Genomic DNA, 12,946 nt, shown 5'->3' with positions numbered 1-12,946 from the left:
GGAGCACCCCACCCCATGAGCTGGCTCGAGAAACTGCTGCCCCCCAAGATCCAACCGACCGACCCGGCCGAGCGCCGCAGCGTGCCCGAGGGGCTGTGGGTCAAGTGTCCCAGCTGCGAGACCGTCCTTTACAAGACCGATCTCGAGCAGAACCTGAATGTCTGCCCCACGTGCAGCCACCACCACCGCATGGGGGCCCGTGCGCGCCTCGACGGTTTCCTCGATCCGGAAGGCCGCTGGGAGATCGGGCAGGAAGTGCTGCCGGTCGACGCACTCAAGTTCAAGGACAGCCGCCGCTATCCCGAGCGGCTCAAGGAAGCCCTGGAGAACACCGGCGAGACCGATGCGCTGGTCGTGATGGGCGGCGCCGTGCACGGCGTGAGCCTGGTGGCCGCGGCGTTCGAGTTCGACTTCATGGGCGGCAGCATGGGCAGCGTGGTCGGCGAGCGCTTCGTGCGCGGCGTCGAAGGCGCCCTGGAGCAGAAGGTGCCGTTCGTGTGCTTCACAGCCACCGGCGGGGCGCGCATGCAGGAGGGCCTGCTGTCGCTGATGCAGATGGCCAAGACCAACTCGGCCCTCACGCGCCTGGCCAAGAAGGGCCTGCCCTACATCAGCGTGCTGACCGACCCCACGATGGGTGGCGTGAGCGCCGGCTTCGCGTTCATGGGCGACGTGGTGATCGCCGAGCCGAAGGCGCTGATTGGATTCGCCGGCCCCCGCGTCATCGAATCGACGGTGCGAGTGACGCTGCCCGAAGGCTTCCAGCGCGCCGAATTCCTGCAGCAGAAGGGCGCCGTCGATTTCATCTGCGATCGCCGCGAGCTGCGCACCCGCATTGCGCACACGCTGGCCATGCTGCTGCGGCAGCCAGCCGACGCGGTGATCTGATCGGGACCTTCGGTCCTTAGACCCGGCCTCCCAGGCCGGCCAGCAGCATCGACAGGATCTGCAGGATCACCAGCAGCACCAGCGGCGACAGGTCGATGCCGCCCACCAGCGGCACGACCCGGCGGATCGGCCGCAGCAGCGGCGCGCACAGGCGCTCCAGGATGTCCGACAGCGGCGAGTCGTTCTGCACCCACGACAGCACCGCGTAGACGATCACCAGCGCCGTGGCGGTGGAGATCGCAAGCCGCAGCAGGCCGAGCAGCGCCAGCACGAAGACCGCCTCGAAGCCGCCACCACCGATCAGCGCCCACAACAGCGCGAATTGCGCCAGTTCGATCAGGTATGCCGCGACCAGGCTTGCCGTGTCCCAGCGCCGCACGGAGGGCAGCACCTTGCGAAGCGGCAGCACCAGCCAGTCGGTGAGCGCGAAGACGAAACGACCGACCGGATTGCCGAACGGCACCCGCTGGTACTGCATGTACAGCCGCAGCAGGCAGGCCCCGCCGAGCAGCCCGCCGATGACGTCGAGCAGGAACGAAAAGATTTGGTAGACCATCCCCCGCCTTGGTTGCGCGTGGGATGATAGCGGCGCAATCGCCCGTTTTCCCTTGGCCACAGCCCTCACCCTGCAGTCGCTCCCGCTGTTCCCGCTCGGGACGGTCCTCTTCCCCGGCGGCGTGCTGCCGCTGCGCATCTTCGAGGTGCGTTACCTGGACATGATCAGCCGCTGCCAGCGCGCAGGAGCGCCGTTCGGCGTGGTCTCGCTCACGCAGGGCCAGGAAGTGCGGCGTCCGGGCGGAGATCGCGAGGCGTTCGCCACCGTGGGCACGCTGGCGTCGATCAGCGCGTTCGAGCAGCCCCAGGCGGGGTTGATGACGATCCGCGCGCTGGGCCAGCAGCGCTTCCGCATCCGCAACAGCGAGCAGCTCAGGCACGGCCTGTGGGTGGCCGACGTCGAACAGATCGCTGCGGACAAGGCCGTCCCCGTGCCGGAGGACCTGCAGCCGACAGCGACGGCGCTCGGCACGCTGATTCGCAAGTTGCAGGACCAGGACCGCGGGGCGGAGGCCCTGCCGATCGAGCAACCGTTGCGCCTGGACGATTGCGCCTGGGTGGCCAACCGCTGGTGCGAGCTGCTGCCGATGCCCGTGCAGTTGAAGCAGCGCCTGATGGAGCTGGACAACCCGTTGGTGCGGCTGGAGCTGGTCACCGACGTCCTCGCGCGCACCGGCATCACGGGCTGACGATCGTCTGGCCCGGCTGGCCTTCCGGCCGGCGCTGCCGAAAAAATTAGAATCAGCGGTTTGCCCGCAGGCTTGTCCAAGCCCCACGTCCGACATGTCCCAGACCACCCCGCCCGCAGCGCCTGCCGCTTCCATCGACGACAACCAGCTGATCGCCGAGCGGCGCGAGAAGCTCAAGGCCCTGCGCGAGGCGCAGAAGCAAGGCAACGGGGTGGCGTTCCCGAACGACTTCAAGCCGGGCGACAAGGCCGGTGCCCTGCACGCGGCCCACGGCGGCAAGGCCAGCGAACAGCTGCTGGCCGAAGGCACGGTGGCCCGGGTCGCCGGCCGCATGATGCTCAAGCGGGTCATGGGCAAGGCGAGCTTCGCCACGCTGCAGGACCAGAGCGGCCGCATCCAGGTGTACGTCACCCGCGACGACGTGGGCGAGGAGGTCTACGCTGCGTTCAAGCACTGGGACCTGGGCGACATCGTGGGTGCCGAGGGCAAGGTGTTCAAGACCAAGACCGGCGAGCTGTCGCTCCATGCCACCTCGATCCGCCTGTTGACCAAGAGCCTGCGGCCGATGCCGGACAAGTTCCACGGGGTCGCCGACCAGGAGGTGAAGTACCGCCAGCGCTATGTCGACCTGATGACCGACGAGCAGGCCCGCCAGCGCTTCATCGCACGCAGCAAGGCCGTCTCCGGCATCCGCGAGTTCATGGTGCAGCACGGCTTCCTGGAGGTGGAGACGCCGATGCTCCACCCCATCCCGGGCGGCGCGAATGCGCGCCCGTTCGTGACGCACCACAACGCGCTGGACCAGGAGATGTTCCTGCGCATCGCGCCCGAGCTGTACCTCAAGCGGCTGGTCGTCGGCGGCTTCGAGCGGGTGTTCGAGATCAACCGGAACTTCCGCAACGAAGGGATCTCGGTGCGGCACAACCCCGAGTTCACGATGATGGAGTTCTACGCGGCGTACTGGAACTACCGCGACCTGATGGACTTCACCGAGTCGCTGGTGCGCGATGCCGCGCAGAAGGCCGTGGGCACGTTGCAGCTGACCTACCAGGGCAAGCCCGTCGACCTGGCCGCGCCCTTCGAGCGGCTCACCATTCGCCAGGCGATCGGCAAACACACCGACGCCGGCGCCGGCGCTGATGACGCCGGATGGTTGATCGGCGCCCTGAAGAAGCTCGGCCTGAGCGAGGAGAAGGACCGACTGTCGAAGCGCTCGCTCGCCAGCCTGCAGGTGCTCTACTTCGAGGAGACGGTGGAGGAGAAGCTCTGGCAGCCGACCTTCATCATGGAACACCCGACCGAGATCTCGCCGCTGGCACGGGCCAACGACGAGCGTCCCGAGGTCACCGAGCGCTTCGAGCTGTACATCACCGGACGCGAGTTCGGCAACGGCTTCTCGGAATTGAACGACGCCGAGGACCAGGCAGCGCGCTTCATGGCCCAGGTCGACGCCAAGGACGCCGGCGATGACGAGGCCATGTTCTTCGACCACGACTTCGTGCGTGCGCTCGAATACGGCATGCCGCCCACGGGCGGCTGCGGCATCGGCATCGACCGGCTCATGATGCTGCTGACCGACAGCCCCAGCATCAGGGACGTCATCCTCTTCCCGGCGCTGCGCCGGGAATGAGGGGAACCGGCACGCACACGCTCGGCATCGACTTCGGCACCTCCAATTCGGCCGTCGCGGTCGTGGGCGCCGATGGCGTCGCGCGGCTGCTGCCGCTGGAGGGCGCCGCAACCACCTTGCCGACGGCCGTCTTCTTCAACGCCGAGGACAAGACGGTCCATTTCGGCCGCGATGCGATGGCGCTGTACCTCGCCGGTGTCGATGGGCGGCTGATGCGATCGCTCAAGAGCCTGCTGGGCAGCAGCCTGATGGCGGAGCAGACGAACATCGGCTGGGGCTCGCTCGCATTCCAGGAGATCGTGTCGCGCTTCATCGCCGAACTAGCGGATCGCGCTCGCGCGCAGGTGGGCGCACTGGCGCCGCGCGTGCTGATCGGCCGGCCGGTGCACTTCGTCGACGATTCGCCGGAACGGGACCGGCAGGCGCAGCGATCGTTGCAGCAGGCAGCCCTCGCGGCGGGGTTCGCCGAGGTGGACTTCGAGCTCGAGCCGATCGCCGCGGCCTTCGACTACGAGCGCCGCCTGGATCGCGAGGTGCAGGCACTCGTCGTGGACGTGGGCGGCGGCACGTCGGACTTCACCGTGGTCCGCCTTGGCCCCTCGCGGCTCGGCCGCACCCAGCGCGAGGACGACATCCTGGCCACGACCGGGGTGCACATCGGCGGCACCGACTTCGACCGCAAGCTCAACGTCGCCGAGGTCATGCCCTTGCTCGGCCTCGGCCACGCGGGACCGGATGGACGACCCGTGCCCAGTTCCATCTTCATCGAGCTGGCGACCTGGCACCTGATCAACTTCCAGTACGCGCCGCGGCGGATGGCTGAAGCGCAATCGCTGCGCACCAACTACAGCGACCAGCAACTGCACCGACGTCTGATGGCCGTCCTGCAGCAGCGACTCGGCCATCGCCTCGCCAGCGAAGTGGAAGAGGCCAAGATCCGCTGCTCCGTGGAAGCAGCCGCTGCACGGATTGATCTCGACGCGGTCGAGAACGGGTTACGGGCGAGCGTCGAGCCGGCTGCGATGACCGAGCAATTGGGCGACCTGCTGGCGCGTGTGGTGGATTGCGCGGAGGCATGCGTGGGGCGAGCCGGCCTCGCCGCCACGCAGCTGGACGCGATCTACCTCACGGGCGGCTCGTCGGCGCTGGCCACGCTGCAGGCACGCCTGGGCGACCGCTTCAAGGACGTGCCGCTGGTGCAGGGCGACCTGTTCGGCGGCGTCGCCGCGGGCTTGGCGTACGCCGCGCAGCGTTGAAGTCGCCCTCAGGGCAGCGTGCGCAGCGCCTGCATGTAGCGGGGCTGGACCATCAGGTCGCCCCACTCGGGTGCGGCCCCGACCGGCAGCAGCGCCAGTCGCCGCTGCTCGCTCACCGGGTCGGGCGCCCACGCGCCCTTGACCTGCGCCTCGGCCAGGCCGTCGAGCAGTTCGTCCACGGGACGCCCCTCGCCCACCGACTGGTTGCACAGCAGCACCATGTCGCAGCCTGCCTTCAGGGCGACGAGCGCCGCTTCGGTGTAGCTCACCTCGCGGCCTTCGATGCGGCGCGCGCCTTCCATGCTCAGGTCATCGCTGAAGATCGCGCCCGCGAATCCCAGGCGATCGCGCAACACGGCCTGCAACCAGCGGGCCGAGAAGCCGGCGGGCAGCCGGTCCACCTTCGGGTAGATCACGTGCGCCGGCATCACGCTGGTGAGCGTGGTGTTCAACCAGCCATAAGGTGCGGCGTCTTCCGCGAGGATGGCCTTCAGGCTGCGGTCGTCGACCGGGATCTCGGTGTGCGAATCCGCCTTGACGAATCCATGGCCGGGGAAGTGCTTGCCGCAGTTGGCCACGCCTGCCTGCAGGAGGCCGTGCATCAGGCTCTTGGCCAGCAGCGCGGCGACACGTGCATCGCGATGGAAAGCCCGGTCGCCGATGACGCCGCTCTCGCCCCAGTCGAGGTCGAGGACGGGCGTGAAGCTGAAGTCGACGCCGCAGGCGCGCAACTCCGCTCCGAGAACGTAGCCCGCCGCCGTGGCGGCATTGGTGGCGGCAAGGGCATCGCGCATCCACAGCTCCCCCAGCGTGCGCATGGGCGGCAGGTGCGTGAAGCCGTCGGTGCGGAACCGTTGCACCCGGCCGCCCTCGTGGTCGACGCAGATCAGCAGGTCCTCGCGCACCTCCTTGATCTCGGCGCACAACGCAGTGAGCTGCTGCCGGTTCTGCCAGTTGCGCGCGAACAGGATCATGCCGCCGGTGAGCGGATGCGCGAGGCGGGCACGGTCGGTGTCGGTCAGCGTGGTGCCGGCGATATCGAGGATGAGGGGTGCGTGGTCGCTCATGGGGTTGTCGTTCGTTCCACCACCACGAAGCTGGCGGCATAGTCGGTTTCGTCGGTGACGCTCACGTGCGCGGTGAGGCCGCGGGCATCGAACCAGTCCTTCAGCGCGCCGTGGAGCACGATCACGGGCTGGCCACTGGCCAGCTTGCCGATCTCGCACAGGCGCCAGGTCATGGGCATCCGCATGCCCATGCCGATGGCCTTGCTGAATGCCTCCTTGGCGGAGAAGCGCGTCGCGAGGTAGCGCAGCCCGCGGTCGGGCCAGCGTGCGTTGCGGGTGCGCCAGGTGGCGAGTTCGCCATCGGCCAGGATCTTCTGCGCGAACCGCTCACCGTGCCGCTCGAAGGAGAGGCGGATGCGGCGCACGTCGCAGATGTCGGTGCCGATGCCGTAGATCATTCAGGCAAAGGCAGCGTCGATGGCGTCGAGGTAGGCACGCACCGTGGCGGCGTACCCGAGCTCCAGTGCGTCGGCGATGAAGGCGTGGCCGATGGAGACCTCCCGGACACCCGGCACGTGGCGCAGGAAGTCGGTGAGGTTGTCGCGGTTGAGGTCGTGGCCGGCGTTGACGCCCAAGCCGACATCGAGGGCCGCCTGCGCGGCCTTGGCGAACCGGTCCAGCAATTCCGACTGGCGTGGCGTGCCCCAGGCCCGTGCGTAGCTCTCGGTGTAGAGCTCGATGCGGTCGGCGCCGACATCCCGCACGGCCGCCATCATCGACGGCTCCGGGTCCATGAAGAGGCTGACGCGCACTCCCAGCGACCTGGCTTCCTCCACGATGGGCAACAGGCGCTGCGCGTCGACGGCCATGTCCCAGCCGTGGTCGCTCGTGAACTGGCCTTCGGTGTCCGGGACCAGCGTGCACTGGTGCGGCCGCAAGCGGCGCACATGCTCCATCAGGTTATGGAACGGATTGCCCTCGATGTTGTACTCGGCACCCGGGTGATGGCAGACCACCTCGTGCAGTGCCGGGACGTCCTCGCCCCGGATGTGGCGCGCGTCCGGGCGGGGATGCACCGTGATCCCATGGGCTCCCGCCTGCAGGCAGATCGACGCCGCGCGTGCCACGTTCGGAATGTTGAGGTGGCGGGTGTTGCGCACCAGGGCCACCTTGTTCAGGTTCACGGACAAAGCAGTCTTGGGGCGTGTCATAGCAGTTGCAGGTCGAGCAGCAGCTGGCGCGTGCGCAGCGTGGCGACGCCGCAATGGTAGTGCAGCAACTGGCGCAGCTGCCCCTTCAGCTCCGGCATGCTGCCGACCGCGCCCAGCACTGCGCCGAAGGGCGCCGGGTCGTCCAGCGCTGCCTGCAAGGCCATCCACTGTTCACCGGCAAGGCTGCCCCGCTCCTGGCCGTCTGCCGCCTCGACCACGCCGCCCTCGGGCACGAGGCTGTAGCGAGCCGACGGCCGCAACGCCTCCAGCGTGCTGGTCTGCAGGTCGAGCGCAGGCAGCAGGCCCACCTCGCGCAGGAGGAGCAATTCGAACGCGCGCAAGGCGGGTTGCAGCGCCTCGCCGTGCTCCGAGCCGAGGACGTGCACGGCGCCGGCATACGTGTCGAACAGGCGCGGATGCGCATCGTCCCGTGCCAGCAAACGCAGCAGCAATTCGTTGAGGTAATAGCCGGAGAGCAGTGCGTCGCCGGTGGGCATGACCTGGCCGCCCACCCACTCGGCACCCTTCAGCGTGCGGATCTCCGCATCACCACCGAACGCGATGCGCAGCGGCTGCAGCGGCAGCAGCACGGGGCGGAAGCTCGAGCTGGGGCGTTTGGCGCCCTTGGCCACGAGCGCGATGCGACCATGGTGCCGCGAGAACACCTCCAGGATCAGGCTCGATTCGCTCCAGTCGTACCGGTGCAGCACGAACGCCGGCTCATCGCCGATGCGCCTACTCGTAGCCAAAGCTGCGCACCCGCGCCTCGTCGTCGGCCCATCCGGAACGCACCTTGACCCACAGCTCGATGAAGACCTTGGCCCCGAGCAGCTTCTCGAGTTCCTGGCGGGTCTCCGTGCCGATGCGCTTGAGGCGCTCGCCTTTCTCGCCGATCACCATCGCCTTGTGGCTGTCGCGTTCCACGACGATGGTCGCCGCGATGCGGACGAACCGGCCATGCTGCGGGCTCGGTTCCTCGTCGAACTTGTCGACGACCACCGTCGACGTGTACGGGAGCTCCTCGCCCGTGAGGCGGAACAGCTTCTCGCGCACGGTCTCGCCGGCGAGGAACTTCTCGCTGCGATCGGTGAGCTCGTCCTCGCCGTACCACCAGGGCTGCTGCGGCAGGTACTTCTCGCAGATGCCGAACAGCCGCTCGATGTCCTTGGCGTTCTTGGCCGACATCGGCACGAACTCCGCGAACGCGTGACGCTCCTGCATCTGCTGCAGCCACGGCGCGATCTCCGCGCGGCGGCCCACCTGGTCGAGCTTGTTGGCCACCAGAAGGGCCGGCACGCCGGGCTTGAGGAGCGACAGCACCTTCGCGTCGCCGGGCCCGAAGCGTCCGGCTTCGACGACGAACAGCACCAGGTCGACATCGCCGACCGCGCCCATGACCGTCTTGTTCAACGAGCGGTTCAGCGCAGTGGCGTGCCGCGTCTGGAAGCCCGGCGTGTCGACGAAGATGAATTGCGTGGCCCCGATGGTTCGGATGCCCGTGATGCGGTGGCGCGTGGTCTGCGCCTTCCGCGAGGTGATGCTGATCTTCTGGCCGACCAGCGCGTTCAGCAGGGTGGACTTCCCGACGTTGGGCTTGCCCACGATGGCGATCACGCCGCAGCGCTGGCCTTCGACGGAGGCGGCAGGCGCATCCGGCGGCATGGATTGGTCCGGCGTACTCACCTGGACTTCGCCTTCAACGCGAGCAGCGCCGCAGCGGCGGCGGCCTGCTCTGCGGCGCGCCGTGACCCGCCGATGCCCCGTTCGCAGACGCCCAGGTCGGGGATCTCGCACTCGACGTCGAAAGTCTGCTTGTGGGCCGCACCCAGGGTGGCGGCCACGCGGTACACGGGAAGCTTCATCTTGCGTCCCTGCAGCCATTCCTGCAGTTCGGTCTTGGGGTCCTTGGCAGCGGCCTGCATGCTGGGGGTGATGCTCACGTCCCCATAAAGCCTGTGCACCAGAGCTTCGGCCGGCACGTAGCCTGCGTCAAGGTGAACCGCGCCGACGATCGCCTCGAGCGCGTCGGCCAGGATCGATGGCCGCTTGTGGCCGCCCGACCGGGCCTCGCCCTCGCCGAGGCGCAGGAGTTGGGGCAGCCCCAGGCCGAGGGCGATCTGATGCAGCGTTTCCTGCTTCACGAGATTGGCGCGGACGCGCGACAAATCGCCCTCCGGCAGGGTGCCGAGCTTCTCGAACAGCATGGCGGCAACCGCCAGGTTGAGAACGGCGTCCCCCAGGAATTCCAGGCGCTCGTTGTGCTCGGACGAGAAGCTGCGGTGCGTCAGTGCCTGCAACAGCAGGCCCGGACGGGCGAAGCGATGCTGCAGCCGGGACTGCAGTTGCGCCAGGACGGGTGCTTCGCCATTCACGCGGTCAGGAGGGTCACTTGGACTCGTAGGCGTACTTCAGGAGCAGGTACGCCGGGCCGACCATGTGGATTTCCTTGTTGTAGGCAAAGGAGATCACGTTGCGATCGCCTTCCTTGCCGATCGCGAGGTCGCTGGCCTTGATCGACTGGATGTCGTCGATGTCTGCGGACCTCTGGAAGGCGTTCCGGATCTCGGCAACAGAGCCGCTGTCCTTGGCGCGATTGACCGCCTTCACTGCCGCCTGGTATTCGACCATCGATGGGACGGCCTGGGCTGCCAGTACGGCCAAGCCGGCCAGCACTGCCATCACGAACACCAAGCCGAAAAAGGAGATACCGGCCTGCCGGCTCCTGGAACTGCGCTTCATCTGACCCCTCGCTCCGCTCTTATGCTGTCTACTCGAACGACCCGATCCGCTTCAGGTTGCCGAAGTTCATCCAGATGAGGAACGCCCTGCCCACGATGTTGCGGTCGGGCACGAAGCCCCAGTACCGCGAATCCTGGGAGTTGTCCCGGTTGTCGCCCATCATGAAGTACTGCCCCTGCGGCACCTTGCAGACCACGCCCTCGACACTGTAGCGGCAATTCTCCTTGCCTGGAAAGTCCATCACCTCGATCGGATCGAGGCCGGCGCGTCGGCTGTCGTCGTTCAGGATCCGGTGCCTGGCCGACCCGAGCAACTCGCTGTACTGCGGGAAGTAGCGCATGGAGTCCTCGTCGAGGAACTCGCCCATCGCCTCCTTGGGAACCGGCTTCCCATTGATGGTCAGGCGCTTGTTGATGTACGCGACCTCGTCCCCCGGAACACCGACGACTCGCTTGATGTAGTCGAGGCTCGGCTTGGGCGGATAGCGGAACACCATCACGTCGCCCCGCTGCGGCGGACGGCCTTCGGTGATCTTCGTGTTGAGCACCGGCAACCGGAGCCCGTACGTGAACTTGTTCACCAGGATCAGGTCGCCAACCAACAGCGTGGGGATCATCGAACCCGACGGAATCTTGAACGGCTCGACGATGAACGAGCGCAGCACGAAGACGGCCAGGATGACGGGAAACAGCCCTGCGGTCCAATCCAGCCACCAGGGCTGCATCAGCAGCCGCTGCCGCGCCTGCCCGATGTCCACGTTGTCCACCTGCGTGATGCCCTGCGCGGCGAGTTGGCCGCGGCGTGCTTCCGCCTGCACGGCCAGCGTGTCGGCCGCTCGCCGGCGCCGGGGCAGGAACACGAAGCGCTCGGCAATCCAGTAGATGCCGGTGACGACGGTGGCCAGCAGGAGCAGCAATGCGAAGTTGCCTTCCACCAGGCCCATGTACCAGGCGACTGCATAGCCGCCGAAGGCCGCGAGGATGGCGGCGGTCAGGACCGGCATCGCGTCACTCCTCCACCTGCAGGATCGCCAGGAACGCTTCCTGGGGGACTTCGACCGAGCCGATCTGCTTCATGCGTTTCTTGCCTGCCTTCTGTTTTTCGAGGAGCTTGCGCTTGCGAGTGATGTCACCGCCGTAGCATTTTGCCAGCACGTTCTTGCGCAGCGCCTTGATGGTCTCGCGCGCGATGACGTTGGCGCCGATCGCGGCCTGGATTGCCACGTCGAACATCTGGCGGCTGATGATCTCGCGCATCTTGGCAGCGACCGCGCGTCCCCGGTATTGGGCCTGCGTGCGGTGCACGATGATCGAGAGCGCGTCGACCTTCTCGCCATTGAGCAGGATGTCGACCTTCACCACGTCGGAGGCGCGGTACTCCTTGAACTCGTAGTCCATCGACGCGTAGCCGCGGCTCACCGACTTCAGCTTGTCAAAGAAGTCCAGCACGATCTCGCCCAGCGGCAGTTCGTAGGTGAGCATCACCTGCCGGCCGTGGTAGGCCATGTTGATCTGCACGCCCCGCTTCTGGTTGGCCAGCGTCATCACGGCGCCGACGTATTCCTGCGGCATGTACAGGTGCACGGTGACGATCGGCTCGCGGATCTCCTGGATCCGCCCCTGGTCGGGCATCTTGGCCGGGTTCTCGACCATGATGACCTCGCCATCGCCGCGCACGACCTGGTACACCACGCTGGGCGCCGTCGTGATCAGGTCCTGGTCGAACTCGCGCTCCAGGCGCTCCTGCACGATCTCCATGTGCAGCAGGCCGAGGAAGCCGCAGCGGAACCCGAAGCCCAGCGCCTGGCTCACCTCCGGCTCGTAGTGGAGCGACGCGTCGTTCAGCTTGAGCTTCTCCAGCGCGTCGCGCAGGCTGTCGTACTGGTTGGCCTCGGTCGGGTACAGGCCCGCGAACACCTGCGGCTGGATCTCCTTGAAGCCGGGCAGCGGCTCGGTGGCGCTGCCTGCGTTGTTCGGCAGCTTCTTCTCCAGCGTGACGGTGTCGCCGACCTTCGCAGCCTGCAGCTCCTTGATGCCGGCGATGATGTAGCCCACCTCGCCGGCGGCGAGCTGGTCGCGCGGCTGGTTGGCCGGCGTGAACACGCCGAGGCCACCGGCTTCGTACGCAGCCCCGGTGGCCATCAGCTTGATGCGCTCGCCCTTCTTCAGCGTGCCATCGACCACGCGGACCAGCATGACGACACCGACGTAGCTGTCGAACCAGCTGTCGATGATCATGGCGCGCAGCGGCCCCTCGGCACTGCCGCGCGGCGCAGGCACCTTCGCGACGATGGCCTCGAGGATCTCGTCGATGCCCATGCCGGTCTTGGCCGAGCAGGGGATGGCCTCCGATGCATCGATGCCGATGACGTCCTCGATCTCCGCCTTCGCGGTATCGGGATCGGCCTGCGGCAAGTCCATCTTGTTCAGGACCGGCATCACCTCGACGCCGAGATCGAGCGCGGTGTAGCAGTTGGCGACGGTCTGCGCTTCGACGCCCTGGCTTGCATCGACGACGAGCAGCGCGCCCTCGCACGCGGACAACGAGCGGCTCACCTCGTACGAGAAGTCGACGTGCCCCGGCGTGTCGATCAGATTCAGGTTGTAGACGCGTCCATCGCGCGCCGTGTACTGCAATGCGGCGGTCTGCGCCTTGATGGTTATCCCACGCTCTTTTTCGAGATCCATCGAGTCGAGCACCTGCTCTTCCATCTCGCGATCGGACAAGCCGCCGCAACGCTGGATCAAGCGATCGGCCAGCGTCGACTTGCCATGGTCGATGTGGGCGATGATCGAAAAGTTTCTGATGTGATTCATCAACGGGAGCGCTTAAGTGATTGATTCCGCTGGCGAGCGGGCAAGAAAAAGGGCGCGTCGAGTGGCGACGCGCCCTGAACCAACAATCTATGGCAACTGCGATAGTTGGAGCTTCATTGTAGGCAAAAAGCCCGGGGCGTCCACCCGGCACGCGG

The 12,946-nt window shown here is 67.2% G+C and carries 14 protein-coding genes; 4 read left to right on the top strand and 10 right to left on the bottom strand.

Annotation, left to right across the window (positions count from 1 at the left end):
* Positions 1 to 15: 15 nt before the first annotated feature.
* On the top strand, positions 16 to 888 hold the full coding sequence (gene accD / locus ACPWT1_RS10495) for an acetyl-CoA carboxylase, carboxyltransferase subunit beta (RefSeq protein ID WP_427915306.1): 873 nt from the start codon (positions 16 to 18) through the stop codon (positions 886 to 888).
* 16 nt (positions 889 to 904) lie between these two features.
* Here accD and ACPWT1_RS10490 read toward each other — a convergent pair whose 3' ends face one another.
* Positions 905 to 1,444, bottom strand: a complete 540-nt coding sequence (locus tag ACPWT1_RS10490; RefSeq protein WP_427915305.1) for a YggT family protein — start codon at positions 1,442 to 1,444, stop codon at positions 905 to 907.
* Between the two features lie 52 nt (positions 1,445 to 1,496).
* On the opposite strand from ACPWT1_RS10490, the gene ACPWT1_RS10485 reads away from it, so the two are divergent.
* From ACPWT1_RS10485 to ACPWT1_RS10475, 3 genes are all read left to right on the top strand, one after another.
* On the top strand, positions 1,497 to 2,132 hold the full coding sequence (locus ACPWT1_RS10485; protein ID WP_427915304.1) for an LON peptidase substrate-binding domain-containing protein: 636 nt from the start codon (positions 1,497 to 1,499) through the stop codon (positions 2,130 to 2,132).
* Positions 2,133 to 2,226: 94 nt separating this feature from the next.
* The gene (gene lysS / locus ACPWT1_RS10480; RefSeq protein WP_427915303.1) at positions 2,227 to 3,762 is read left to right on the top strand and encodes a lysine--tRNA ligase; all 1,536 of its coding nucleotides are present in this window, start codon (positions 2,227 to 2,229) and stop codon (positions 3,760 to 3,762) included.
* Complete coding sequence (locus tag ACPWT1_RS10475) at positions 3,759 to 5,018, top strand: Hsp70 family protein (protein WP_427915302.1); 1,260 nt, start codon at positions 3,759 to 3,761, stop codon at positions 5,016 to 5,018. Before lysS ends, ACPWT1_RS10475 begins: the two co-directional genes overlap by 4 nt.
* Before the next feature lie 8 nt (positions 5,019 to 5,026).
* Here ACPWT1_RS10475 and nagZ read toward each other — a convergent pair whose 3' ends face one another.
* Genes nagZ through lepA form a run of 9 tightly spaced genes read right to left on the bottom strand, consistent with a single transcriptional unit; the run spans position 5,027 to position 12,791 of the window.
* Positions 5,027 to 6,085 (bottom strand): beta-N-acetylhexosaminidase, encoded by a 1,059-nt coding sequence (gene nagZ, locus ACPWT1_RS10470; RefSeq protein ID WP_427915301.1) that lies wholly within the window; start codon positions 6,083 to 6,085, stop codon positions 5,027 to 5,029.
* On the bottom strand, positions 6,082 to 6,483 hold the full coding sequence (acpS, locus tag ACPWT1_RS10465) for a holo-ACP synthase (RefSeq protein ID WP_427915300.1): 402 nt from the start codon (positions 6,481 to 6,483) through the stop codon (positions 6,082 to 6,084). The genes nagZ and acpS overlap by 4 nt, the downstream gene beginning before the upstream one ends.
* Positions 6,484 to 7,236 (bottom strand): pyridoxine 5'-phosphate synthase, encoded by a 753-nt coding sequence (locus tag ACPWT1_RS10460; protein WP_427915299.1) that lies wholly within the window; start codon positions 7,234 to 7,236, stop codon positions 6,484 to 6,486.
* A complete protein-coding gene (gene recO, locus ACPWT1_RS10455) occupies positions 7,233 to 7,985 on the bottom strand; it encodes a DNA repair protein RecO (RefSeq protein ID WP_427915298.1) in 753 nt (250 codons plus the stop codon). The genes ACPWT1_RS10460 and recO overlap by 4 nt, the downstream gene beginning before the upstream one ends.
* Positions 7,972 to 8,898, bottom strand: a complete 927-nt coding sequence (gene era / locus ACPWT1_RS10450; RefSeq protein ID WP_427915539.1) for a GTPase Era — start codon at positions 8,896 to 8,898, stop codon at positions 7,972 to 7,974. Before era ends, recO begins: the two co-directional genes overlap by 14 nt.
* Positions 8,899 to 8,915: 17 nt before the next feature.
* Positions 8,916 to 9,608, bottom strand: a complete 693-nt coding sequence (gene rnc, locus ACPWT1_RS10445) for a ribonuclease III (RefSeq protein ID WP_427915297.1) — start codon at positions 9,606 to 9,608, stop codon at positions 8,916 to 8,918.
* Positions 9,609 to 9,621: 13 nt separating this feature from the next.
* Entirely contained in the window at positions 9,622 to 9,975 is a 354-nt protein-coding gene (locus ACPWT1_RS10440) for a DUF4845 domain-containing protein (RefSeq protein WP_427915296.1), read from the bottom strand.
* A 28-nt stretch (positions 9,976 to 10,003) separates the two neighbouring features.
* Positions 10,004 to 10,978: a signal peptidase I gene (gene lepB, locus ACPWT1_RS10435; RefSeq protein WP_427915295.1), complete on the bottom strand. Its 975-nt coding sequence runs from the start codon at positions 10,976 to 10,978 to the stop codon at positions 10,004 to 10,006.
* 4 nt (positions 10,979 to 10,982) lie between these two features.
* On the bottom strand, positions 10,983 to 12,791 hold the full coding sequence (lepA, locus tag ACPWT1_RS10430) for a translation elongation factor 4 (protein ID WP_427915294.1): 1,809 nt from the start codon (positions 12,789 to 12,791) through the stop codon (positions 10,983 to 10,985).
* Positions 12,792 to 12,946 lie beyond the last annotated feature (155 nt).

The organism is Ramlibacter sp. MMS24-I3-19 (assembly GCF_050320135.1).
GTDB lineage: Bacteria > Pseudomonadota > Gammaproteobacteria > Burkholderiales > Burkholderiaceae_C > Ramlibacter.
This window is presented reverse-complemented; position numbering and strand designations above follow the sequence as displayed.